Source organism: Pseudomonas sp. o96-267, from assembly GCF_003935465.1.
Classification (GTDB): domain Bacteria; phylum Pseudomonadota; class Gammaproteobacteria; order Pseudomonadales; family Pseudomonadaceae; genus Aquipseudomonas; species Aquipseudomonas sediminis.
On the sequence record NZ_RHQP01000001.1, the window covers coordinates 164,921 to 189,980 of the forward strand.

18 protein-coding genes, 1 tRNA gene and 1 riboswitch are annotated in these 25,060 nt (G+C 61.0%); of the genes, 11 read left to right on the top strand and 8 right to left on the bottom strand.

Going from position 1 to position 25,060, the window contains the following annotated elements; genetic code table 11:
* Position 1 precedes the first annotated feature (1 nt).
* Positions 2–1,216 (bottom strand): phosphoserine phosphatase SerB, encoded by a 1,215-nt coding sequence (gene serB, locus EGJ86_RS00715; protein WP_013713838.1) that lies wholly within the window; start codon positions 1,214–1,216, stop codon positions 2–4.
* 174 nt (positions 1,217–1,390) lie between these two features.
* Between serB and EGJ86_RS00720 the strand changes: the two genes are divergently transcribed.
* Positions 1,391–2,920, top strand: a complete 1,530-nt coding sequence (locus EGJ86_RS00720) for an AhpA/YtjB family protein (protein ID WP_055984251.1) — start codon at positions 1,391–1,393, stop codon at positions 2,918–2,920.
* 65 nt (positions 2,921–2,985) lie between these two features.
* Here the strand turns inward: EGJ86_RS00720 and EGJ86_RS00725 are convergent, their stop codons facing one another.
* The 4 genes from EGJ86_RS00725 to EGJ86_RS00740 all read right to left on the bottom strand — a co-directional run bounded on the left by EGJ86_RS00725 (position 2,986) and on the right by EGJ86_RS00740 (position 6,605).
* Positions 2,986–3,894: a hypothetical protein gene (locus EGJ86_RS00725; protein ID WP_055984254.1), complete on the bottom strand. Its 909-nt coding sequence runs from the start codon at positions 3,892–3,894 to the stop codon at positions 2,986–2,988.
* Between the two features lie 333 nt (positions 3,895–4,227).
* Positions 4,228–5,037, bottom strand: a complete 810-nt coding sequence (locus EGJ86_RS00730; protein ID WP_125833567.1) for an aldo/keto reductase — start codon at positions 5,035–5,037, stop codon at positions 4,228–4,230.
* On the bottom strand, positions 5,034–6,209 hold the full coding sequence (locus tag EGJ86_RS00735) for an FAD-binding oxidoreductase (protein ID WP_125833568.1): 1,176 nt from the start codon (positions 6,207–6,209) through the stop codon (positions 5,034–5,036). The genes EGJ86_RS00730 and EGJ86_RS00735 overlap by 4 nt, the downstream gene beginning before the upstream one ends.
* Before the next feature lie 63 nt (positions 6,210–6,272).
* The gene (locus EGJ86_RS00740; RefSeq protein ID WP_013713833.1) at positions 6,273–6,605 is read right to left on the bottom strand and encodes a multidrug efflux SMR transporter; all 333 of its coding nucleotides are present in this window, start codon (positions 6,603–6,605) and stop codon (positions 6,273–6,275) included.
* Between the two features lie 89 nt (positions 6,606–6,694).
* Here EGJ86_RS00740 and EGJ86_RS00745 point away from each other — a divergent pair, with 89 nt between their 5' ends.
* Both EGJ86_RS00745 and waaA read left to right on the top strand, forming a co-directional pair.
* Positions 6,695–7,582, top strand: coding sequence for a LysR family transcriptional regulator (locus tag EGJ86_RS00745; protein WP_055984262.1), 888 nt, complete (start codon positions 6,695–6,697; stop codon positions 7,580–7,582).
* 204 nt (positions 7,583–7,786) lie between these two features.
* On the top strand, positions 7,787–9,052 hold the full coding sequence (waaA, locus tag EGJ86_RS00750) for a lipid IV(A) 3-deoxy-D-manno-octulosonic acid transferase (protein ID WP_125833569.1): 1,266 nt from the start codon (positions 7,787–7,789) through the stop codon (positions 9,050–9,052).
* Between the two features lie 194 nt (positions 9,053–9,246).
* Here waaA and EGJ86_RS00755 read toward each other — a convergent pair whose 3' ends face one another.
* Positions 9,247–10,689 carry a TolC family outer membrane protein gene (locus EGJ86_RS00755; RefSeq protein WP_125833570.1) on the bottom strand — a complete coding sequence of 481 codons (1,443 nt, stop codon included), beginning with the start codon at positions 10,687–10,689 and terminating at the stop codon, positions 9,247–9,249.
* Between the two features lie 223 nt (positions 10,690–10,912).
* A riboswitch (TPP riboswitch) is annotated at positions 10,913–11,019 on the top strand.
* 95 nt (positions 11,020–11,114) lie between these two features.
* Between EGJ86_RS00755 and thiC the strand changes: the two genes are divergently transcribed.
* The 8 genes from thiC to EGJ86_RS00795 all read left to right on the top strand — a co-directional run bounded on the left by thiC (position 11,115) and on the right by EGJ86_RS00795 (position 22,396).
* Positions 11,115–12,998, top strand: coding sequence for a phosphomethylpyrimidine synthase ThiC (gene thiC, locus EGJ86_RS00760; RefSeq protein WP_125833571.1), 1,884 nt, complete (start codon positions 11,115–11,117; stop codon positions 12,996–12,998).
* Between the two features lie 231 nt (positions 12,999–13,229).
* Positions 13,230–13,304 (top strand) — tRNA-Thr (locus EGJ86_RS00765).
* Positions 13,305–13,616: 312 nt separating this feature from the next.
* Complete coding sequence (locus EGJ86_RS00770) at positions 13,617–14,585, top strand: glycosyltransferase family 2 protein (RefSeq protein ID WP_256672239.1); 969 nt, start codon at positions 13,617–13,619, stop codon at positions 14,583–14,585.
* A gap of 192 nt (positions 14,586–14,777) precedes the next feature.
* Entirely contained in the window at positions 14,778–15,596 is an 819-nt protein-coding gene (locus EGJ86_RS00775) for an ABC transporter permease (RefSeq protein WP_125833573.1), read from the top strand.
* Positions 15,586–16,956: an ABC transporter ATP-binding protein gene (locus EGJ86_RS00780; RefSeq protein WP_125833574.1), complete on the top strand. Its 1,371-nt coding sequence runs from the start codon at positions 15,586–15,588 to the stop codon at positions 16,954–16,956. Before EGJ86_RS00775 ends, EGJ86_RS00780 begins: the two co-directional genes overlap by 11 nt.
* 5 nt (positions 16,957–16,961) lie before the next feature.
* Positions 16,962–19,820 carry a hypothetical protein gene (locus EGJ86_RS00785; RefSeq protein WP_125833575.1) on the top strand — a complete coding sequence of 953 codons (2,859 nt, stop codon included), beginning with the start codon at positions 16,962–16,964 and terminating at the stop codon, positions 19,818–19,820.
* Complete coding sequence (locus EGJ86_RS00790) at positions 19,817–21,124, top strand: hypothetical protein (RefSeq protein ID WP_125833576.1); 1,308 nt, start codon at positions 19,817–19,819, stop codon at positions 21,122–21,124. Before EGJ86_RS00785 ends, EGJ86_RS00790 begins: the two co-directional genes overlap by 4 nt.
* Positions 21,125–21,316: 192 nt before the next feature.
* A complete protein-coding gene (locus tag EGJ86_RS00795) occupies positions 21,317–22,396 on the top strand; it encodes an acyltransferase (protein WP_125833577.1) in 1,080 nt (359 codons plus the stop codon).
* Between the two features lie 19 nt (positions 22,397–22,415).
* Here the strand turns inward: EGJ86_RS00795 and EGJ86_RS00800 are convergent, their stop codons facing one another.
* Together EGJ86_RS00800 and EGJ86_RS00805 are read right to left on the bottom strand one after the other, a co-directional pair.
* The gene (locus EGJ86_RS00800; RefSeq protein ID WP_125833578.1) at positions 22,416–23,474 is read right to left on the bottom strand and encodes an acyltransferase; all 1,059 of its coding nucleotides are present in this window, start codon (positions 23,472–23,474) and stop codon (positions 22,416–22,418) included.
* Positions 23,475–23,658: 184 nt separating this feature from the next.
* Complete coding sequence (locus EGJ86_RS00805) at positions 23,659–25,044, bottom strand: hypothetical protein (RefSeq protein ID WP_125833579.1); 1,386 nt, start codon at positions 25,042–25,044, stop codon at positions 23,659–23,661.
* Positions 25,045–25,060 lie beyond the last annotated feature (16 nt).

Consider the following 25,060-nt stretch of genomic DNA (forward strand, 5'->3'; position numbering starts at 1 on the left):
CTTATTCCTGCCCCTCACGATCACGGAAGCCCAGCAGATAAAGAATGCCGTCCAGCCCAAGGGTGGAGATCGCCTGCTTGGCCGATTGTTTGACCAGCGGCTTGGCGCGGAAAGCCACGCCGAGACCGGCCAGACCGAGCATCGGCAGGTCATTGGCACCATCGCCGACAGCGATGGTCTGCTCCAGCTGCAAACCTTCCTTCTGCGCCAGCTCACGCAACAGATCCGCTTTGCGCTGTGCGTCGACAATGGGCTCGACGGCCACACCGGTGACCTTGCCGTTCTCGATCTGCAGTTCGTTGGCGAACACGTAGTCGATGCCCAGCTTGGCCTGCAGTTGCTTGGCGAAGTAAGTGAAGCCGCCGGAGAGAATCGCAGTCTTGTAGCCCAGGCGTTTGAGTTCGGCGAACAACACCTCGGCACCCTCGGTCAGGCGCAGGGACGCGCCGATCTCCTCCAGCACGTCCTCCGACAGCCCCTGCAGCAAGCCCAGGCGCTCCTTGAAGCTGGCGCGGAAATCCAGCTCGCCGCGCATGGCGCGCTCGGTGATTTCGGCCACCTGCTCACCCACGCCGGCAGCCTTGGCCAACTCGTCGATGACCTCGGCCTCGATCAGCGTCGAATCCATGTCGAACACGGCCAGACGGCGATTGCGCCGGAACACCGAGTCGCGCTGGAAGGCGATGTCGACGTTGAGTTCCTGCGCCACGCTGAGGAATTCGGCGCGCAGGGCGACCGGATCAGCCGGCTCGCCACGCACGGAAAACTCGATGCAACCTTTGCCCTGCTCGGCCGGCATGTCCAGCGGCATGCGCCCGGAAAGACGGTCGATATGATCGATGTTCAGGCCGTACTTGGCAGTGATCGCACTGACGCGCTGCAACTGCTCGGCGCTGACCTTGCGCGTCAGCAGAGTCACGATATGGCGCGCCTTGCCCTGGCCACCAACCCACTGACGGTAGTCGTCTTCGGAAACCGGAGTGAAACGCACCTGTTGGTCGAGTTCGTAGGCAGTGAACAGCAAGTCCTTGAGCACCGACTGGGAGCGGCCGTTGTCAGGAATTTCGATAAGGATGCCGAACGACAGGGTGTCGTGGATCACCGCCTGACCGATATCGAGGATGTTCACCCCGCCTTGAGCCAGCACCCCGGTGATGGCAGCGGTGAGTCCGGGGCGATCTTCGCCGGTGATATTGATCAGGACGATTTCGCGCAAGACGCACCCTCCAAGGCAAACGATTGAGGCAGGCAAGCGGCGAATTGGCCACCGACCGACGAAAAGGCGCACATTCTACCCAGTTTCCCGTCGTTCCGGGCAGCCATGCGCTTTGCCCGCCCCAGACCGCTCGCTATACTGCGCGGCAACTTCAGTCGACAAGAGCCGTGCTCTGTGAACCGGCCTGCGCCCGTCAAACCCGATAACTTCTTCATCCTGATCTTCCACGCGCTGCGTCAGCGGCGGGTGCCTCTGGTTCTGCGTATTGCCAGCCACAGCGTGCTGCTGGTGGCCCTGGCAATGGTCATCTATGCCTGGGTCATGGGCATGCAGTTCAAGCAGGCCATGCAGCAGCAGGCCGATGCACTGGGTCAGGCGCTGATAACCCAGACGGCGGCGTCGTCCACCGAGCTGCTGGTGTCCAACGACATCCTCAGTCTCAACGTGCTATTGAACAACCTGGCGAAGAACCCGCTGGTTGCCCATGCGGCCATCTACAGCGTGGATAACCGCATCCTCGCCGAAGCTGGCTCGCGCCCGACGCGCAGCGTTCTGGGTGAAACCGAGGGTCTGTACACCACCCCCATCACGTTCCAGGAGGTGATGGCCGGACAGTTGCGCATCAGCCTCGATATGAGCCAGTTCCAGCAGCCGATGACCATCAGCCTGCAGAGCATGGGCATTCTCAGCCTGATCCTGCTGGCACTGACCCTGTCGCTGAGCATGCGCCTGGGCCGTTACATTTCCACGCCCTTGCTGCAAATGCGCCTGTGGCTGCGTGACCCGGACGACCCTGCACCGGGGGCGGGGCGCAACGACGAGATCGGTGATCTGGCGCGTCAACTGCAGGCGCGCCTGGTACCGGAAAAACCGGAGCCCGAACAGGAACTGGATGACGAACAGCTGCTCGATGACAGCGAGGACTATCTGCCAGAAGAAGACGACGAGCGCTTCGACGAGCAGGAGGAGATCGAGGCCGAGCATGCCTTCGATGAAACGCACATCAGCGATGAAGATGGCGATGACGAGCAGCTCAAGCCCTGGCCCGACGCCATAGAGCCGGATGATCCCTTTGCCGACTTGCGTGACGACTCCGAAGCGCCTGCGCCGGTCGCCAAGGCTCCGCGCCCCTCGCAAGCCAGCGCCGTGCTGGCCATTCAACTCGGTGCTCAGGAGCAGCTTCGTCGCCTACCACGCACGCGACTACTGGACCTGCTGGATCGCTATCGGGGTTGCCTGGAACAAGCTGCCGCGCTCTACCAGGGGCAACTGCATACCCTCAAGGACGGCAGCAGCCTGATGCTGTTCCATGAGCGCGAATGCGGCGAAGACTACCTGACCCACGCGATCTGCTGTGGCGAGCTGATGCGCGCCCTGGGCCATGCCCTGCAGATCGAGGTCGCCGACAGCGGCATCACCTTGCAACTGCAGCTAGGGCTGACCCTGGGCCGTGATCTGGAAGAGCTGGGCCAGGCTGACCTGCTGCTCAGCGACAGCGCCCTGGACGCCCTGGCCTTGTCGCAGCACAGCCGCAACCTGCTGTTGGTCGAGCAACGCGTCGCGCAGGATGCCCTGGCCCGCCAGCGCGCCCGCATCCGCCCGATTGCCAGCCCGGAAGGGGCCAGCTGCGTGGAGCGCCTGCTCGATCCTTATCCGGCACTACTGGAGCGGCAGTTGACGCGCATGCGCGACAGCCGGGCGTGAAAGCGGCGCAGCCCATGTAGGGCAGTCACAACCCGCCAGACGGCCAACGGCGGGTTGCACCCGCCCTACGCACTGGCCAATGCGCGCCGCTGCGGCGTCTTTACACCGTAGCGCTGCAGCCAGTCCTTCCAGCGAATCCGCTCGTCGCGCACCAGCCAGCCATCCTGTTCGGCAAAACTCTCCGACAGCCATACCCCTCGGGTGCTGGCGGGCAGCAATTCGCCCTTGCGCAGGGTGAACAGCCCACCGCTGGGCACACCACGCTGCAACGCCAGTAGATAGATGTCCGGCCGCCGACGCTCCAGACGCGCCACCAGGCGACCGTCTTCCAGGCATTCGTCGACGTGAAACAGACTCAACTGACGGGCATCGCGTGGCAGCTCCAGGCTAAGGTCATAGACCAGCTGCAAGGATGCCGTAGGCAGATGCACATAGGCGCGCGGGCGCTCGAGCAAGGTCAGGTTGCCGCACTGCACTGGCCGCGCAGCGCCGGACAGCGGGCTGAGACGAAAGTGACTCGACTCGCGATAGCGCAGCGCACCCTGATAGGGCGTGGGCAACCAGGTATCGGCAAAACGCCCGCCCAGCCAGCCATCGGCACTCTCCAGCAGGCATTCCTCGGCTACTTCCTGAACCGCGGTAAGCAACGGCAGATTCAGCTCATGCGCCGGCACGTAGCCGGAAATCAGCTTGAGGACTGTGTCACCGCGATCCGGGCGGCGCTGGCGCACCAGCAACCAGTAGTCACGACCGTGCAAGCGCAGGGTCATGCGTACCGATACGCCAAGGTTGGCCAGCTCGATGGAAAAGCGCGAACTGTCCGCCACCTCGACCGGACGGCGGCGTTCGAGCATCTGCTGGAAATTCAGCGGCTGCCCCAGGCTCTGGTATCTCAGACCATCGGGGCTAGCTTCGACGAGCAGTGGCAGGGTCTTGAAGTTACTCGGGTCCTTGCGGATCAGCGTACGCGGCATCTCGACTCCTTGTTCCGGCTGGGCGTGAATCCAGCTCGACGAGCGGCCTTCACGCGAGGATCAGGTTGAAGCGAAAACCGCTCAAGGCTGCCCCAAGCCGACCACTCAGCACAACCCAAGGCTGTAAGAGGACGTGACCGGGGACCTCAGAACCTGTTCACGATCTGCTGCGCTTCGGCGCTACTGCGTTAAAAATAAGCTGGAGCGCCAGCCCGGTCGAAATGCTCATGTACAACAGTACAGTCGCCCGCGACCCCGGCCGTTCCTCGCTTGTTTTTGCGGGGCCGCCACCGGTGTTGTATCGCTCTAGCTCGCGAGATCGTGAATAGGTTCTCAGCGGATACCCTGCAAAACCGCCGCGACCGTCGCGACATTGGCCGCCAGGTGCGCGGGCGTGATGGTGCCAACGATGGCGCTGCTGACGCCCGGATGCGCGAATATCAGTTCGAAGCTGGCACGTACAGGATCGACACCCTCGGCCAGGCAGACATGCCCGCTGGCCAACGCCTTCTTGATCAGAATGCCCTTGGCGTGACTGGCAGCGTAGTCCAACACCGGCTTCTCGCCCTGCTCACTCAGGTTATAAGTGACCATGGCGCAGTCGCCTTGTTCCAGCGCCAGCAGCCCGCCCTCGACGGTCTTGCCGGAAATCCCGTAGCCGAGGATCTTGCCCTCGCGCTTGAGCGCTGCCAGCGTCTCGTAAACGCCCGTTTCACGCAGTACCGCCAGATCGTTGCCATCGGAGTGCACCAACAGCAGGTCGATACGGTCGGTCTCCAGGCGCTTGAGGCTGCGCTCGACCGACAGGCGGGTGTGCGCGGCGGAAAAATCGAAGTGCGACAGGCCCTGCTCGAACTCCTCACCGGTCTTGCTGACGATCACCCACTCATCGCGCTGGCCACGCAGCAGCGGGCCAAGGCGTTGCTCGCTGACGCCGTAAGCCGGCGCGGTATCGATCAGGTTGATCCCCAGCTCGCGGGCTTGCCGCAGCAAGGCCAAGGCCTGCGTATCGTCAGGGATGGTGAAACCGTTGGGGTACTTCACGCCCTGATCTCGACCGAGTTTGACCGTGCCCAGGCCCAGCGGCGAAACGCGCAAGCCGGTGGAACCCAGCGGGCGATGCAGATCGTGCAGGGTGCTCATGGCAACAGTGCCTCCCATACCGGCTGCCCCAGCGCGGGGCGCGGCAGCTCAGGCAACGGAGCATGGCCAGCCGGCTGTACCTTGTCCCGTTGCAGGGCGGCCAGTACGCGGTCGGCGAAATCCGGCGCCAGCGCCAGCTTGGTCGGCCAGCCCACCAACAGGCGCTGCTGTTCGGCGAGGAAGGCGTTGTCCGGACGCACCAGGCCAGACTGCGCGGGCTCGGCGCGATCAACGCGCAATGTCGCCCAGCGCGTCTGGCTCTGGTCGACCCAGGGCAGCAGCGAGGCCACTTCCTTTTGCGCCGCCTGAATCTGAGCGCCTTCGTCGCGCGCAACGCCGTCAGCCTCGGCCAGATCGCCGCCGAGGTACCAGACCCACTGGCCATCGGCGGCCGGATGGGTGGTGACGGTGACCCGCGGCTTCGGCCCACCGCCGAGGCAGTGCGCGTACAGCGGCTTCAGTGCCGGCCCCTTGGCCAACACCATATGCAGCGGGCGCAACTGCTGCGCGGGCTGTTCGATGCCCAGCGCGGCGAGCAGCTCGGCATTACCGGCCCCGGCGCTGAGCACCACGCGCTGCGCGCGAATCTCGCGACCGTCGACGATCAACCCGCACAGCTCACCGTTTTCCTGCAGCGGTTCGATACGCTCGGCGGCAAGCAGGCCATCACCGGCCAGTTCGGCCAGACGTGCGATCAGACTCGGCACATCGAGCACCAGCTCGGCGAGTCGATAGACCTTGCCCTTGAACTTCGGGTGCTGCAGCGCCGGCGGTAATTGCTCACCCTTGACCTGATCGACCCGACCGCGCACCGCCTTGCTGGCAAAGAAGCTGGTGAGGTTGCCGGCCAGGGTACCGGGCGACCAGAGATAATGGGCGTCGGACAGGATGCGCACACCGGAGAGGTCCAGCTCGCCACTGCCGGCCAGCGCTTCGCGCCAGCGGCGCGGCATATCGGCGATAGCTTCGGAAGCACCGGTCAGCGCGCCATGCAGGGCATATTTGGCACCGCCATGAATGATGCCCTGCGACTTCAGGCTCTGCCCGCCGCCCAGGCTGCCGCGCTCCACCAGAACGGTGGCGAAGCCCTGCTGACGCAGGCGCGCATTGAGCCAGAGGCCGGCGATACCGCCGCCGACGATCAGGACATCGGTGCTGAAAGACTGGGACATGAACGGGCCTCGGCGAAAAACAGGCGCGCAGTATAACCCGTCAACTTCCTCGCCCGCGGCCGATCAGTGCCCGGTCGATTGCGAGAACAGCTGGATCACCACCACGCCACTGACGATCAGCCCCATACCGAGCACGGCCGGCAGATCGAGCTTTTGCTGGTAGATGAACATCGCCGCGATGCTGACCAGGACGATGCCCAACCCCGCCCAGATGGCGTAGGCGATGCCCACCGGGATGGTTCGCACCACCAGAATCAGCATCCAGAAGGCGATTGCGTAACCGCCGATCACCAGCAACAGCGGCAAGGGTTTGTTGAAGCCGTCGATGGCCTTCATAGAGGTGGTGGCGATCACCTCAGCCGCGATGGCGATAGCGAGATAGAGGTATCCGGGCATGGTGGCGACTCCTGAAAGATGGCCACGATTCTAAGTTCTTCCATGATGGGATAAAGTCATTACCTATCTATGATCAAGATAGGTTGACCATGAACTGGAATCTCGATCAGCTGCAACTGTTCGTCCTGACCGCAGAGAGTCGATCCTTCTCCGCCGCAGCTCGGCACACCGGCCGCGCGCAATCGGCGGTCAGCACCGCCATCGCCCTGCTCGAGAGCGACCTCGGCGTGACCCTCTTCGAACGCAGCAGTGGGCGCCAGCCGCGCCTGACCGAAGCAGGCGTCGCGCTGCTGGAGCAGGCCCGCAGCGTGTTGCAGCAATGTGAACGACTGGACGGCCGCGCGCTCGGCCTGGCCCGCGGCGAGGAGGCGCGCCTGCGTCTGGCACAGGACGAAGCCATGCCCTACCAACCGGTGCTGGCCAGCCTGGAAGCCCTGGCGGCTGCCTTTCCCCTGCTTGAAGTGCAGCTTTCCAGCGGCGCACAGGGCGACGTGGCGCGCAAGCTGCTGCAGCGCCAGGCCGACCTGGGCCTGCTGTTTCATCATGAACAAATGCCGCGAGAGCTGGAGAGCCAGCGCTTGGGCACCATCGAGATGGTCACGGTATGCAGCCCGAACCATCCGCTGGCTGCACTCGACAGCGTGGAGCGGCGTGACCTGACCGAACATCGCCAGTTGCTGATGACCCCGCAGGACAGCCACTATCCCGGCGGCGAGCAGATCAGTCCGCTGGTATGGCGCGCCGACAGCTTCTATGTGATGGCCGAGCTGGTGATACGCGGCGTTGGCTGGGCCTGGCTGCCGCGCCATGTGGCGCAGTACCCGACCTACCAAGGCCACCTGCAGGAACTACGCAGCGACTGGGCGCCGCTGCCGCTGGTGGTGGAGCTGGTCACCCGGCGCGACGGCGCGCTCGGCCCGGCGGCCAACTGGCTGGCCGACTGCCTGGCGCGCGAACTGCTGCGCCCGCAGGCATGACCGCCCGCCAGGGCACCTCTCTAAAAACGTAGGCGAGGCAGTCAGCACAAGGCAAAAACAAGCGAAAAAGCGCAGTTTACGAGTTGTAAATGAGCATTTGACCGGGCTGGCGTTCCAGATTGTTTTTAACGCAGTGATGACAAAGCAGGTAGTTTTTAGAGGTGCCCTTCCAGCGCATGGCGGGCGACGCTAAGCTGCGCCCCCATGAACAGATTCCTCTATACCCTCCTGCTGCACCTGGCCCTGCCCCTGATTGCCCTGCGCCTGGCCCTGCGCGCGCGCAAGGCGCCGGCTTACGCGCGGCGTATCAATGAACGTTTCTCCCTTGGCCTGCCAACGATGCAGCCCGGCGGCATCTGGGTGCACGCGGTATCGGTTGGTGAGAGCATCGCCGCCGCGCCGATGATCCGCGCGCTGCAGGCGCAGTATCCCGAGTTGCCGATCACCGTCACCTGCATGACGCCGACTGGCTCCGAGCGCATCCAGGCCATGTTCGGCAACAGCGTGCAGCACTGCTACCTGCCCTACGATCTGCCCTGGGCTGCCGCGCGTTTTCTCGACCGCGTACAGCCGTCTCTGGCCGTGGTGATGGAAACCGAGCTGTGGCCAAACCACATCCACCAATGCGCCAAGCGCGGGATCCCGGTGGCGCTGGCCAACGCACGTTTGTCAGAGCGCTCGGCACGCGGCTATGCACGTTTCGCCAAGCTCACCGCGCCGATGCTCGCCGAGCTGTCGCTGATCGCCGTGCAGACCCAGGCCGAGGCGCAGCGTTTTCTGACCTTGGGCGCACGCCCCGAGTGCGTGGAAGTGACCGGTTCGATCAAGTTCGACCTGAAGATCGACGCCGAGCTGCTGCAACGCGCCGTCGAGCTGCGCCGCCAGTGGCAGGCCGAGCAGCGCCCGGTATGGATCGCCGCCAGCACCCACGCGGGCGAAGACGAGATCGTCCTCGCCGCCCATCGCCAGTTACTGGCGACGCGGCCGGATGCGCTGCTGATCCTGGTGCCACGCCACCCCGAACGCTTCAACTCGGTCCATGAGCTGTGCATCAGTGAAGGACTGAAGACACGCCGCCGCTCCATGGGTGAAGCCGTGCAAGCCAGCGACCAGGTGCTGCTGGGCGACACCATGGGTGAGTTGCTGTTTCTCTATGCGCTGGCCGATATCGCCTTCGTCGGCGGCAGCCTGGTAGCCAATGGCGGGCATAACCTGCTGGAACCGGCAGCTCTGGGCAAACCGGTACTGAGCGGCCCGCACCTGTTCAACTTCCTGGAAATTGCCGCGCAGTTGCGTGAAGCTGGCGCCCTGAGCGAAGTGGAAAACGCCATGCAGTTGGCGGACAGGGTTGCAACATTGCTCAATGAGCCGAGCGAGATGAAAAGCATGAGTCAGGCCGGTCTGAGTGTGCTCAAGGCCAACCAGGGTGCGCTGGAGCGCTTGCTGAAGAGTTTGCAGCGTCTTCTCTAGCCCAGATGCAATCCGGGGCAAGCATCACGCCGACAACATTCCCCGGATTACATCCGGGCTACGACTGATTTAGTTCGGTTCAAACACGGGTAGCGCACCACCAGGCAGATCGGTGCGCGGGCGCACCCTACGTGGCACATCGCCAAAATGAAAAAGCCCGACTCGCGTCGGGCTTTTGCTTTGCTGCGAACACCTCAGAAATCCTGATTGTTCTTCAGGCGCTCCTCGGCGGCAGAGGCCAGATCCGGCGGCAGGAAATCCTTGTCCGGGTTGTAGTCCGGCTTGAGGAAGCTACCCAGTGCCTCCAGGTCGGCCGGGCTCAGGGTACCGGCTGCCTGCTTCAGGCGCAGATTGTTGAGGATGTAGTCATAACGGGCATCGTTGTAGTTGCGCACGGCGCTGTAGAGCTGACGCTGGGCGTCGAGCACGTCGACGATGTTGCGAGTACCGACCTGGTAGCCGATCTCGGTGGCCTCCAGCGCGCTCTGGTTGGAGATGATCGACTGGCGACGTGCCTGCACGGTTTCCACGTCGGTGTTCACTGCACGGAACAGGTTACGGGTGTTCTGCACCACCTGGCGGCGCAGGCTCTCGCGCAGCTGCTCGGTCTGGCCGAGACGCTGATACGCCTCGCGCACCTGCGAACTGGTCAGGCCGCCGCTGTACAGCGGGATGTTCAATTGCAGACCAATGGAACGCTGCGAAACGTCGCCGCTATAACGCGGAGACAGAGGAGAACCGGAGTTGGTGAAACCCAAGCTGTCGTTATCGCCCTGCTGATAGCTGGCCACCGCATCCAGGGTCGGCGCGTGGCCGGCCTTGCGCTGACGCAGGTTTTCTTCGGCAGCGTTTACTGCGTACAGGCTGGCTTGCAGGTTGAGGTTCTGTGCGGCGGCGGTATCGACCCAGGACTTGGCGTCATTGGGCGTCGGCGCCAGCACCGGCAGGGAGTGGACGATGCCTTCGACCGCCACGTAATCACGGTTGGTCAGGGTCACCAGGGCTTCGAAGGCATCATCCACCGCGCGCTCGGCGAGCAGGCGATTGGCACGGGCGGTATCGAAACCGGCCTGCGCTTCGAGCACGTCGGTCTTGTCGGACAGGCCGACATCGAAGCGCTCGTTGGCCTGATCCAGCTGACGCTTGAAGGCCGCCTCTTCGGCCCTGGTCGAGGCCAGGTTGTCCTGGGCGCGCAGCACGGCGAAGTAGGTTTCAGCACTTTGCAGGATCAGGTTCTGCTCGGTGGCGGACAGCTCCAGCGCGGCCTGCTCGCTGGTGGCCTCGGCCGCCTGCAGCTGGAACCAGCGGTCAGCGCGAAAAAGCGGCTGACTGAGGTTGGCCTGGTACACCAGGCCACTGCGCGAGATCGTCGCACTCGGCGAATCGATTTCAGTGCGCGTGTCGCCGTAATTGGCACCAGCCGACAGGTTGGGCAGCAAGCCAGCGCGTGCCTGCGGCACGACTTCACGGCGAGCCTGATAATCGGCGCGCGCGGCGGCGATATCGGCATTGTTCTGCGCCGCTTCCTGATACACGGTGACCAGGTCGGTCTTGCTCGACAGCGGGGCCTCTGCGGCCTGAACCAGGCCCACCGAAGCGGCGGCCACGGTGATTGCCAGGGAAAGTCTGCGCAACATGATGGTTGTCGATCCTTGAATAGGCGGTAATCAGCAAGGCTACGGGGCGCCGCAGGCGGGGGTCAAGCGCGCCATGGGCAGCATCAGTCTAGCTGGCGGCAAGCTATGTTGCTCGTCGGGAACAATCCATCATTCGCCACGCCAACAGTCGTTTTCCGACGCGCGGGTCGATATTTATTGACCGCCGAGTTGGTTTTCTTCCACCAGCTTGTTTAGACTGCCCGAGTTCTTGTCGGGGTGCCCCAAATGCGGGGCTGAGATTGGCAGCTGCCGGATCCCGTTGAACCTGATCAGGTTAAGGCCTGCGTAGGGAACAAGATGTCCTCGCCAGTAGATCGGCGAGTCCTCTCGGCACCGCCCATGGTGCATCTCACGCCCTTCGTCCGCTCAGGTTCCAACTCCGACATCTATCCCGGAGAGCCTTGATGAGCGCACAACAACAAAAGAACCTGAGCGAGTCTGCACAGGTCGATCAACAGTCGGTAAAGCCCTTTCCTCGTTCGCAGAAAGTCTATGTCCAGGGCTCGCGCCCGGATATTCGCGTGCCGATGCGTGAAATCAGCCTGGACGTGACGCCCACCGACTTCGGTGGTGAGATCAACGCGCCGGTCACCGTCTACGACACCTCCGGCCCCTACACCGACCCGAACGTGACCATCGACGTGCGCAAAGGCCTGGCCGACGTGCGCAGCGCCTGGATCGAAGACCGCGGTGACACCGAGAAACTGCCGGGCCTGTCCTCCGAATTCGGCCAGCGCCGCCTCAACGATGCCGAGCTGACCAAGATGCGCTTCGCCCACGTGCGCAACCCACGCCGGGCCAAGGCCGGGCATAACGTCAGCCAGATGCACTACGCCAAGAAGGGCATCATCACCCCCGAGATGGAATACGTCGCCATCCGCGAAAACATGAAGCTGGCCGAAGCGCGTGAAGCCGGCCTGCTCAATGAACAGCACGCCGGCCACAGCTTCGGCGCCAGCATTCCGAAAGAAATCACTCCCGAGTTCGTGCGCAGCGAAGTCGCCCGTGGCCGCGCCATCATCCCGGCCAACATCAACCACGTGGAGCTGGAGCCGATGATCATCGGCCGCAACTTCCTGGTGAAGATCAACGGCAATATCGGCAACTCGGCGCTCGGCTCTTCGATTGAAGAAGAAGTGGCCAAGCTGACCTGGGGCATCCGCTGGGGCTCGGACACCGTGATGGACCTGTCCACCGGCAAGCACATCCACGAAACCCGCGAGTGGATCATCCGCAACTCGCCGGTACCAATCGGCACCGTGCCGATCTACCAGGCGCTGGAGAAGGTCGGCGGCATCGCCGAGGACCTGACCTGGGAGCTGTTCCGCGACACCCTGATCGAGCAGGCCGAGCAGGGCGTGGATTACTTCACCATCCACGCCGGCGTGCTGCTGCGTTATGTGCCGCTGACTGCCAAGCGTGTGACCGGCATCGTCAGCCGCGGCGGCTCGATCATGGCCAAGTGGTGCCTGGCGCATCACAAGGAAAACTTCCTCTACACCCATTTCGACGACATCTGCGAAATCATGAAGGCCTACGACGTGTCCTTCTCGCTGGGTGATGGCCTGCGTCCGGGCTCCATCGCCGACGCCAACGACGCCGCGCAGTTCGGCGAGCTGGAAACCCTCGGCGAGCTGACCAAGATCGCCTGGAAGCACGACGTGCAGTGCATGATCGAAGGCCCCGGTCACGTGCCGATGCAGCTGATCAAGGAGAACATGGACAAGCAGCTGGAATGCTGCGACGAGGCGCCGTTCTACACCCTCGGCCCGCTGACCACCGATATCGCTCCCGGCTACGACCACATCACCAGCGGCATCGGCGCAGCGATGATCGGCTGGTTCGGCTGCGCCATGCTCTGCTACGTCACGCCCAAGGAGCACCTGGGCCTGCCGAACAAGGATGACGTGAAGACCGGCATCATCACCTACAAGATCGCCGCCCATGCCGCCGACCTCGCGAAAGGTCATCCGGGCGCGCAGATTCGCGATAACGCCCTCTCCAAGGCGCGCTTCGAATTCCGCTGGGAAGATCAGTTCAACCTGGGTCTGGACCCGGACACCGCGCGTGCCTTCCACGACGAAACCTTGCCCAAGGACTCGGCCAAGGTGGCGCACTTCTGCTCCATGTGCGGGCCGAAGTTCTGCTCGATGAAGATCACCCAGGAGGTGCGTGACTACGCCAAGGAAAACGGCTTGACCGACGAGCAGAAGGCCATCGAGGCGGGCTTCAGCGAACAGGCGGAGCGTTTCAAGGAAGAAGGTTCGGTGATTTACCGGCAGGTGTGAACGGCAAATCTTACCTGGATACCAAGCCAGTCGAGAGCAGCATATCCGAGTCGGGTTAGAACCGCTCTGCCAGATGTGCCGAGCATTGAGTACTGAGCCGCCGCCAGGCGGCCTGTACGCAAACCTAGACAAGCTTTCGCAGCAAAATGAGACGATTTTGTAGGCAGGCGGCAAAAAAAAGAATCAAGCTCGATTTTTTTATCGCGGCGCAATAGAATTCGCGCCCCTAAAGCCCATGTAGCTCAGCGGTAGAGCACTCCCTTGGTAAGGGAGAGGTCGGCGGTTCAAGTCCGCCCATGGGCTCCATTCTTCGCCAAAGGCTTCCCGCGGGCAGCTCTGCGCGCAATATTCGGCAACTGCCATTAGCATTCACCCGCACCGCCGAACTGCTCAAACACGCCATGGACAGCAAGCGGCAGTGCTCGACGGGACTGAATGACTGAACTTCTGTAAAATGCCGCACCCCAAAAGCAACTGCTCCCGCCGGTCAACAAGGCTGAGAGGACACACTAGATCATTTATGCGCTCCAGCCGACCCTGTTTTGCTGACATTTCAGAATACCGGTACGACGCGCTGATTCATTGATGAACATGAAAAGATTCGCGAGGCGCCAGTTAATGCATCACACGCCTGAGATCGAGGATAACGCGCCTGACCAGCAAGAACCGTTAGTCGCCATACTGATGGCGACCTACAACGGCTCCAAATACCTGCAGGCACAACTTGAATCGATTGCCCGGCAAAGCCATCGCAACTGGGTGCTGTATGCATCCGACGACGGCTCGACAGATTCAACGTTCAGTATTCTGCAGGCCTTCCAGCAAACGCAGGGAGCAGGACGCGTCCATCTGCTACAGGGGCCACGCCGCGGTTTTGCGCAAAACTTCCTCTCATTGGTACGCAACCGCAATATCTGCGCCGACTATTTCGCCTTTTGTGATCAGGACGACATCTGGTTCGAGCACAAGCTCGACAGAGCCATCGCAAGCCTACATCATCGAAAAACCGGGCAGCTTCCAGCGTTTTACTGCTCCAGAACCCGGCTGATCGATGAGCGTGGCCGGGTCATTGGCTACTCACGCCACTTCAAACGCTCCCCCAGCTTCCGCAACGCTCTGGTGCAGAGCATAGCCGGAGCCAACACCATCGTACTCAACAAACCGGCGCGGGCTCTTCTGGCAAGGGTCCCGACGAACGCGCCAGTTGTCTCACATGATTGGCTCTGCTACCTACTGGTTAGCGGCAATGGCGGAGAGGTCATTTACGATGCGACCCCCAGCGTGGACTATCGCCAGCACAGTAGCAACCTGATGGGCTCCAATATCACGCTCAACAGTCGCATCGAGCGCTGTCTGCGCATGTTTAGCGGCACTTTCCGCAAGTGGAATCAAGATAATCTCGTCGTCTTGCTTCAAGGAGTGGATGCGCTGAACGAGCGTAACCGTCAGACCGCCCTAATGTATGAACAAGCGCGCCAGGCTGCTCTGCCGCAGCGCTTTTACCTTCTCAAGAAAGCAGGCGTCCATCGACAGACCGTACTGGGCACGATAGGGCTCATGCTTGCTGCCAGCATCGGGAAATTGTGACTCAATGATTTTTTTTGCGACCAGCAGCATCACGCTTACCGGAATCCAAACCGTATTCGATCGACTGGATCCTCCAAACGAGGCGAAACTCAATCTCGAGGATTTGCCAGCGGCTTGGCAGATCAATAGGGACATGGGATGCAGCAAAGCGCGCGCCCGGCGCCGTCTTAGCGAAGCTGAGGTGTTCTGTTGATGCAAAGCTTCTCATATTCGCCTCGAACGATGCTGGCCAGCGCTTGGCAGCACCGCGGCCTTATCATCGCCATGACCCGCCGAGAAATAGTCGGTCGATACCGCGGCTCATTCCTCGGCATGTTCTGGTCTCTTTTCAATCCCATCCTAATGCTGGTGATATACACCTTTGTGTTCAGCGTGGTGTTCAAAGCGCGCTGGTCGGCGGGCAGCGAGTCGCGGACAGAGTTCGCTTTGATGCTGTTTGCTGGACTGATGGTCTTTAATTTCTTTGCAGAATGCATCAACCGGGCCCCCGCACTCATCCTTGGCAACGTCAACTACGTCAAGAAAGTCGTTTTCCCGCTAGAAATTCTACCTTGGGTCACAGTTGGCTCAGCTTTCTTCCATCTGCTAGTCAGCCTCGTCGTCTGGTTGGTCGCCTGCCTTGTCCTGGTCGGTCAACTACAGCTTACCTCCCTGCTACTCCCAATGATCGTGCTGCCGCTGGTGCTGCTGATCCTCGGACTTGCCTGGTTTCTGGCATCTCTGGGCGTCTATTTACGTGATGTCAGCCAGATCGTAGGTGTTTTGACTTCGATGCTGATGTTCCTCTCGCCGATCTTTTATCCAGTTACCGCGCTGCCCGAACAATACCGGGTGATTCTCCAGGCCAACCCACTTACACCTGTGGTGGAAGGTGTACGCGCTGTGTTGTTTCTGGGACAACAGCCAGATTGGCTGCACTGGGGCGTATATAGCTTCGCCGCCGGGCTAATTTGCTGGACTGGATTCGCCTGGTTTCAGAAAACACGCAAGGGGTTTGCCGATGTACTCTAAGGCAGTCGTAGAGGTTAGCAAACTGAACAAGTGCTACCACATCTACGAAACCCCGCGTGACCGACTTTTGCAAATGCTCGCGCGCGGCAGACGGCAATACTTCCGCGAATTCTGGGCACTGCGCGATGTCTCCTTCAGCATCGGAAGCGGCGAAACCATCGGCATCGTCGGACGCAATGGCAGTGGCAAGTCCACCCTGCTGCAAATGATCTGCGGGACCTTGAATCCCACCTCCGGGGATATCTTTACTCAAGGCCGCATCGCCGCTCTGCTCGAACTAGGCTCCGGCTTCAATCCTGAGTTCACTGGCCGAGAAAACGTTTTCATGAACGCGGCCGTCCTGGGGCTTAGCCGCGCAGAAACCGAAGCCCGCTTTGCTGAGATCGAAGCCTTTGCTGAAATCGGCGATTTCATTGACCAGCCCGTAAAAACCTACTCCAGCGGCATGATGGTCCGCCTAGCTTTCGCCGTGGCAATCAATGTGGACGCCCAGATACTGATTGTCGACGAAGCGCTAGCCGTGGGCGACGAGGTATTCCAGCGCAAGTGTTACGGACGGATCGGGGCACTCAAAGAACGCGGCGTGACCATTTTGTTCGTATCTCACTCTGCAAGCGCGGTCATTGAATTCTGTGACCGCGCTCTACTGATCGACAGCGGCGAGTTGCTACTGGACGACACACCCAAGCGAGTCATCAGCGCCTATCAGCGGCTGATATACGCCCCAGACGACAAGCGCGAAATCTTGCGCGCCACCCTGCGCGCCCCTCACGAGAAAGAAATTACGGAGCCTCAGAGCGAAGTATTGCCAGCAACACCAGTTGCCGAGAGCGTAACTGGCATCGAGAACGAGTTTTTCGATCCGCACCTTAAGCCAAGTAGCACGGAGGCTTACGAATCCCACGGTGCCTTCATCGAAGCACCGCAGATTCAAACCCTCGACGGCCGCTCCGTCAACTGTCTGATCCGGGGCCGCAGCTACTTGTATTGCTACCGTGTACGCTTCGAGCGCAGCGCCAGCAGGGTACGTTTCGGCATGGTGATCAAAAACCTGTCTGGCTACGAACTTGGCGGTGCAGCTTCTGCCTGTGCAGATGAAGCAATCGTCCATGTTGGCGCAGGCGAAATACTTGATGTCAGCTTTCGCTTCGATTGCTCGCTCAACCCCGGCACGTATTTCCTCAATGCTGGCGTGACTGGAGCGACCGGCGAGCAGGAAATTTTCCTGCATCGCCTGCTCGACGCTTGCCTGTTCAAGGTTCTGCCAGACCCTCGCGACAACGCGACCGGAGCCATCTATTTCAACTGCGCGGGCAGCCATGCACCGGCTAAAGCCCCTCACACGACTACAACCCCATGACTTCAATGAGTGACAAACGAATCATCGCCGTTCTTGGAATGCACCGCAGCGGTACCAGCGCCCTGACGCGCGCCCTGGTTGCCATCGGAGCCAATGCAGGCGACAACCTCCTGCCGGCTGGCGCCGACAATCCGAAAGGGTTCTGGGAAGATAAGGACTTTGTGCTCATGAACGAGCGCATACTGGCTACTCTCGACGCCACTTACGACAGCCTCAAGCTGCTGCCGGCAAACTTCGAGACCGATCCCGCCTTGGGCGAACTGCTCCTTGAAGCGACACTGCTATTACGTGGCAAAGTTGAGCGCTGCCAACTTCTAACCCTAAAGGACCCGCGCACCTGCCGCCTGCTACCCTTTTGGCAGCGCGTTTTCGAGCATTTGCAATTGCGCGTCGACTACCTGATAGCCGTGCGTAACCCGCTCAGCGTCGCTCAATCACTGAAGCACCGCAACGGCTTCTCCGAGCGCAAGTCACACTGGCTATGGCTGGAGCATTATGCCGGTGCCGTAACGGCCACCAGTGGCGCCCACCGCCTGTTCGTCGACTATGACACTCTCCTGGCACAACCGGAAAGCCAGCTGCAGCGCCTCGCAGCTGGCTTCGCCCTTAACGGTGAGCCGGCAGCCGTACGCGAATACATCGAAACCTTCCTCAGTCAAGACTTGCGTCACGCCAGCTTCGAAGCCCACGACCTGGACATTGCACCGCACGTTCCAGATAGCGTCAGACATGCCTATGCGCTGCTGCGCCAGTGCTGCAGCGACGAACAAGCATCCATCATGCCGACCTTCGCGCCGGCCTGGGCCGCCCTGGTGGATGAACTTGAACAGTGTCGACCGATGCTTGACACACTCGATGAATTCGATCGGCGAGCCACGGGGGCAGAGCAGCTTTGCGTACAGTTGCAACAGGAAACCGAACGACTCAACACCGCACTGGTCACCGCAGACAAAGAAAATCGTCGTCTGAGCGAAGCTATGCACGACAGCCTGAACCGCCTGGCCACGAGCCAGGCCCAGCTGCGCGAGTTGAAGGTACTGCAGCAAGGTCAGGCACAACAGCTCGAACTGGTAATGAATTCCTACTCGCTGCGCATCACTGCCCCCCTGCGTAAAGTTGCCGCCGCAGCGCGCACGCTCACCGACCGCAGTACGCGCCTGCTGCGCTACGTCACCGGCCATCCGGGCAGCATCCCCAATGCCTTACTGCACATCAAACGACACGGCCTGCGCGCAGGCCTGCGCCGCCTGAAGGAAGTTGCCAGCCCGGATGCCGTCGCGGTACTGGGCGCACATCAAGGCGTTCGTTTCGACCTGAAGACGCCAGGCGAGGCACACATCCTGACCACCCGCCACTGCCTGTTCGTAGCCGAGCTTATCGCGCGCCAACTCAACAAGGCCGGTATTCGCTCGCAGATCATCACGGAAAAGCCTGCCAGGGGTTTTGCCCGCGTCCCGCACTTTGTCATCTGCCCACAGATGTTCGCTGAACTGCCCGAACTGTACGTCGCCTTCCAGATGGAGCAGACCGTCAGCTCACGCTGGCTGACCCAGCGCTACACAAGGATGCTGGAGCACGCCTTTGCCGTGTTCGACTACTCCCAGGTCAACCTCGGCTACTTTACCAACAACGGCCTTAGCTACCGACAGATGTACTTCATGCCCGTCGGCTACCTGAGCAACTACAGTCAGTCGGCCATACCCGAGAAGGAATATGACGTAATCTTCTATGGCGATGCGACCTGCACACGCCGCCAGAAATTCATAGGCCGCATCGAGCAGAAGTATCGCGTCAAAGTAATTGGCGACCTGTTCGGTGAGGCGCTCTATGCGGAGCTGCGCAAGGCCAAGGTAGTGATCAACATTCACTACTACGAAGGCGCCCTGCTGGAAACCACGCGCCTCTACGAATCGCTCTCGCTGGACTGTCTGATCGTCTCGGAAAGCAGCGTCGACATCGACGAGCACCAGCATCTTCGAGATATCGTCGACTTCGTCGAAATCGATGATGCCGAAGCCATGGTAGAGCGCCTGGACTATTGGCTAGCCGACGACGCACGTCGCCAGGCACGGATCAGCACCAATCGCGAGCAGCTAAACCAGCAGCCGAACTGGTTCGAGTTCTACTTCCAGCGCTTCCTGCTGGCCACAGAAAACATTGACTTCGATACCTTTTACAACCTTGCCGGGCATAACGTGCAGTTCTCCGGAGACTTCGTCTGCCTGGGCCTGCCCGAGTCGGTTGATCGCCGCAAGAACTTCGAGGCCGATAATCAATACGGCATCGAGTACTTCCCAGGCCTGCGTCACGCCCTTGGCTGGGTCGGTTGCGGCATGAGCTACAAGTTCATCATGCGCAAGGCTAGAGAACAGGGGCTGGCGCAGATCACAGTATGCGAAGACGACGTCGATTTTCTGCCTGGCTGGAAGGAAAAGTTTCAGACCATCAAGACATACCTGGCCGAGCACAACGAGAACTGGGATGTGTTCTCCGGCTTTATCGCCGACCTGCACACCGATACCCGAGTGCTGGACATTGCCGAAGTCGGCGAGCTGGAAATCGCGCACATTGACCATATGGTCAGCGCCGTGCTGAACGTCTACAACGCCGGATTCTATGACGCCATCCTGCGCTGGGACGAGACAAACCACGATGTGCATAACAATGCCATCGACCGCTACATGGAGAGCCACGAACATATTCGCGTGTTCACCGTTCACCCTTTTCTGGTTGGCCACAAGGAAGAACAGCACTCCACCCTCTGGGGCTTTCACAACTCGCGCTACAACTCGCTTATCGAGCGTAGTGAGCAATTGCTCGGCGAACTGATCGACGACTACCGGCAAACCCAGACACAAGCATGAAACTAGCAAACCTGGCGGGTGCCATGGCCCTACTGCTCATGCAGGGCTGCGCGCCGCCCACCGAAATCGGCTTTCTCTCCCCGGACGGGCTGTCCAGCGAATTCAGCCCCCACGTGGACGTGGCAATGGTCAATGCACTCTCGATAGAGCAGTTGACCATCAGCCTGCACGAGGCTCGGCGTGCGAACATTCGTCTGCTGGTAGATTTGGGGCCGATCATGCGGCAGCCGGCCCCCGCTTCCGAGGTTAAAGGCAGCTACCTTGGAAGCGATGGTAACGAACGCCAAAAACAGTTGGCTCCAGCCCCACGCAACAAGCTCTGGGCAAAGGCCGGGCATGCCGATGGCATGCGCCGCTTGCAGGCTTACCTGCCATTGCTCAGCGCCTATGCGGATGTGGTAGACAGCGTCTTTCTGATTGACGAACCCTACCTCAACGGCGTATCCCGACAGGCCTACGCTGCCCTGGCTGGTGATGTACGGCAGACCCTCGATGGTGCAGGCCTACAGCACGTCAAGATCGGCGTGATCTTCTCTTCAGCGCTGTTTAATGCCGACTTCGCACAGCTCATCCAGCGCCATGCTGCCGCCTACGTCGAAGCCATCGACAATGAATACCTGCGCATCGGCGACCAACCAGCCTCGCCCGCAGAACAAGCCTGGCGTGAGAACATCGCCCAACATCGCCTGACCACCTACGACCTGGCAGGCAACATCTACACTGGTGGCGGCATACCTGAGGGGGTGGACTGGGTATCCTTCAACTTCTATGCTTCCAGCCTGCTGCTCGACCAGACACACGAAGAATCCCTGGCATGGTTCGCCAAACGCTTTGCCGATGGTGCCTGCGCCCGTTTCGCGAACACCACGGTCAGTGACCTGCGCAAACAACTGAGCTTCTTTCACGACGGCTCAATGCGCGCAGGCCAACACTGGATCGAACAGGATCGCGCCTTGCTCGATGCCGCACACGATTGCCGAATGGAAGGCACCCTTACACTGTTACGTGAGGCCATCATCACCAGCGGCCGCCCCGTGCAGATCATGCTCATTGGCGAGTCGAGCGATAACGGCCTGCTCGAATTCGATGCGCGCAGCACCCCCAAACAGGGCCAACCCGCCAAGCTTATCGAGCTACGGGTGCGCGACGAAGTGCTGCGAGCACGTAACCTGCTGCAGCGCCATGAGGATATCCGGCGCTTGCTCTACTTCACCTATGCCAATGCATACGACCCTGCCATTGCCCTGCACATCGGTGGCGCCGCCGATATGCCATCGGTGCTGGCAGAGATCTACCGGAACTGAGGCAAACGCCAAATGCCTGTCAGTTAAGCGTCAGGATAAGGTTACGTAGGGTGCGCCGTGCGCACCAAGGGTGATGACATCGGTGCTTCGGTGCGCATGGCGCACCCTACAAAGGCCATCCGTGAAAGTCATTACTGTCTCATCTAATCAGCATTAGGCAAACGCCTGCTGACTTTGCTGCCAGAGCACTCGATGATCGCCACCGATACGCGCCTGAACAACTTCGATTTCCTGCGGCTGAGTGCCGCCATTCTGGTTCTGTTCAGCCACTGTTACCCGCTGGCAGGACGATCAGCGGATGAGCCGGTTCTCAATTTCCTGGGCTACGAGACCGGTGGTGGTGTGGCGGTGGCGGTGTTCTTCACGATCAGCGGTTATCTCATTGCTGCCTCGTGGCTCAGGGGTCGAAGCGCACTGGACTATCTGACCAAACGCGTGATGCGCATTTTTCCCGGCCTGGCGGTCGCCGTGCTGCTGAGCATCGTGCTGGGCGCCTTACTCACCCCGCTAAAGCTGCGGGACTACCTGAGCCATGAGTTGACCCTCAATTACCTGAGCAACATCTGGCTGCATATCCATTACCACCTGCCGCAGGTCTTTGCCGAGAACCCGCACCCGCATGCGATAAACGGTTCGCTGTGGACGCTGCCGATCGAATTCTTCCTGTACATCATGGTGCTGCTGCTCGGCATCAGCACCCTGCTCCGCCCCTGGCCCATGCTCGGCCTGGCCCTGCTGTGCCTGCTGGCACTGGTCGGCATCCGCCACATTCCCGCACTGGCCGACATGGTCGTACTGAGTGCAGCGCCCCTGAAACTGGCGCTGCGAATGGGTTGTTTTTTCGTCCTGGGCGCCTGCTGCTACCTGTTTCGCCAGCATATTGCCTACCGCCTACCCACTGCCGCTCTGCTGCTTCTGGGGTTACTGCTGACGAAAGGCACCGTCCTGGGCTTCTATTTCTACATGCTGGCGCTGCCTTACCTGGTGTTCTACTTCGCGCAACTGGATACGCCGCGACTGCGCGCCACCAGCCACCACGGTGACCTATCCTACGGCATCTATATATACGCCTTTCCAGTCCAGCAACTGATCATGCACCTGTACGGCCCAGGGCTATCGATCGGCACCTTCTTCGTGCTGGCCTTACTCCCCACTCTGATGCTGGCGTATCTGTCTTGGCGCTGTATCGAAGCACCGGCGCTGGCCTGGGCACGCTCACCGCGCATACCGAGCTGGTTCCAACGCCTGATGCCAAAGCGGGCGCAACCATGACTCGCGCACGGGCCCAACGCTAGTCGTGCGGCAGCGCAGCGGATGCCACCGCTTGCCGGCGGGCCAATGGTGTGAGGCGCTGGCGCAAACGCTCCAGTGGCAACTCGGCCAGGTAATAGCCCAGCGCCCCCGCCAGCAAGGCAAGCATCAACGCGGCAATGAACGCCAGCACGCTTTGCGGGAACCAGTGAAACAGCCCCACCATGATCAGCCAATGAAACAGATAGGTGGAGTAACTGATACGCCCCATGAAGCCCAGCACCGGGCTGCTCAGCAAACGCCCGGCAAGCCCCTCACCATCCACCAGCAGCAGCACGAATACGGCCCAGGCGAAGCCGATGAACAGGTGCTTATCCATCAGGTCATTGGCCAGCGGCCCGCCAAACACAGCCTGGCGCACACCTGGCAGTGCCGCCAATAACAACACACAGGTCAGCACTGCACACAGCGTAGCGGCGCTACCGCGCTGCCATTGCCGCACCCAGGGCAACAGCAGTGCAGCCAGGCAGCCGAACAGGAACGCCGGCAGGTACCAGCGCGTATTGGGCGAGTCCGCCGGGGTTTGCCAAAAAGGCCACAGCCACTGCTGCACGAGCAAAGCCAGCAGCGCCGCCAGCAGCAAACCGCCCCGACCGACACGACGCGTCAGCCACAACCCCAGCCACACCAGCAGCGGCAGCACGACATAGGCCTTGAACTCCACGGGAATGGTCCACAGGTGAATGCTGCCGCGCTGCATGCTCAGCACTTCGCCAAGCTGTTGTGTATCCGTGATGCCGACACCGGCCCAGGCGTAAAGCAGGCAGGCCAGCACGAACAGCGGCACGATGCGCAAGCTGCGCGCCAATGCATAGTCCGCCAGGCTGGTCAGGCCAAAGCCACGCCGCTGCAGGCGCAGGGTAAGGAGAAAAGCGCTGAGCACGAAGAACAGCCAGACACCGTACTTGCCGCCGCCCTTGAGCAGGGGGAACAGACGCTCAGGCCAACCCAGGCTGAGACCGTGCATCAACAGGACAATCAAACAGGCAACGCCACGGATGCCGTCGGCAGCGGGCAACGAATGTGGGGAGGACGTCATGCAGGATTCGCCAGCAAAAGCCGGCAGCGTACTACAGCGCCATTGCAGGCGGCAGCTTTTTAACCCGAGGTGCAAACCTGTCAGCATGCAATCGATGCAATCAGGCAGGCCCTACTACAGCCAAAATAAAAAAGGGCAGCCCTAAGGCTGCCCTCTCTATACCACTCTACGATCTAAGCAATGCTTAGAAGGTGGAGAAGCTGTTGCCGTCTTTGGAAACGGTGATGGACTGGACGCTCAGAGCGTAATCGTTGCTCAGCGCGCTGGTTTCATCGCCACCACGGAACTCACCATCAACAACCAGACGCAGCTTGTTTTGACCCGACAGGCTCAGGCCAGCAGCCTGGGCAGCAGCGAAGATATCGCTAACGCTGATCTGAGTGGTCGAAGAACGAGCAGCCAGCTCGCTGGTAGCTTGGCCAGCGATGTCGCCCAGGGCGATCTGCTCTTGCGCACCATCGTCGGCGATAACGGTCAGGTTGACATTACCAGCGGTGTTGGTCTTGTTGGAGATGCGGACGAAGTTCTGGAACGCGCCGTTCGGGTTCAGAGCCAGGTCAACGTATACGGTGGAACCGTTCTTCGCCAGGGTGGCGAAGTTGGTGACAGCGGCCGGAGCAGCAGTCATCAGAGCACCGGTGCCCAGGGCCAGGCTGGCGTTGTACGAGGACGGAGCGATGACGGTGGTACCGTCAACTTCGTAGGTCAGCTGAGCAGCGTTCAGCTCAGCAGGGGTAGCGGTGAGGTTGTAGGTGACGGCGGTTTCGGCAGTGTTAACAGCGCCCGGCAGAGTGCCCAGCAGGGTGTTAGCCGAAGTGCCGGAGATGGCGCTGAAGTCGCCGCTGACGGTCAGGATCGGGTTAGCACCGATCAGGTTGGTCAGAGTCAGGGCAGGACCGCTCAGGTTGGTGCCGTAGGTAGCGGTGTTGGTAACACGCAGATTCAGACCACCGAAGGCGTCAGAGGTATCAGTGCCGTTTTCGAACAGAGTGCTGGACGGGGTGGCACTAACGTCGATCTGACGGGAAACACCCGGGTTGACGCTGGCGAACACCAGACCAGAGCCGAAGGAAGCGTAACCGAAGGTACGATCCTGCAGGGTGCGGGTGGTGGCGTTGTTGGCTTCGACCTGATCGTCGTACAGGCGGTAGCGAACGTTGATGTCAGCTTGGCTGGTAACACGCAGGCCGGCCAGAGTCAGAGTTACATCACCAGCTTGGTCAACGGTCTGAGTACCGTCCAGCTGGAACAGCACGAAGCTCTGGCCAACGCCGCCAGCGGAAATAGTCGAAGCCAGGGAGTTGGTACCGTCGTCAACGGCCAGAGACGGGACGCCAGTGAAGGTCACACCAGCCGGCAGGTCGATACGCACCAGGTTCTGGTTGGTGGTCGAGAAGCCCTGGGTCCAGATGATGCCGTCAGTGGTGGTCAGATCGGTCGGAGCGGTGACGGGTACCACTTCGCGAGCGATGTTGTTGATGACTACCGTGGTAGCGGTGTGATCAACGGTGGCCGCGAAGGCGCTGGTTGCCAGGGTGGAAACTGCCAGTGCGAGCAGAGTCTTTTTCATGTACGGAGTACTCCAG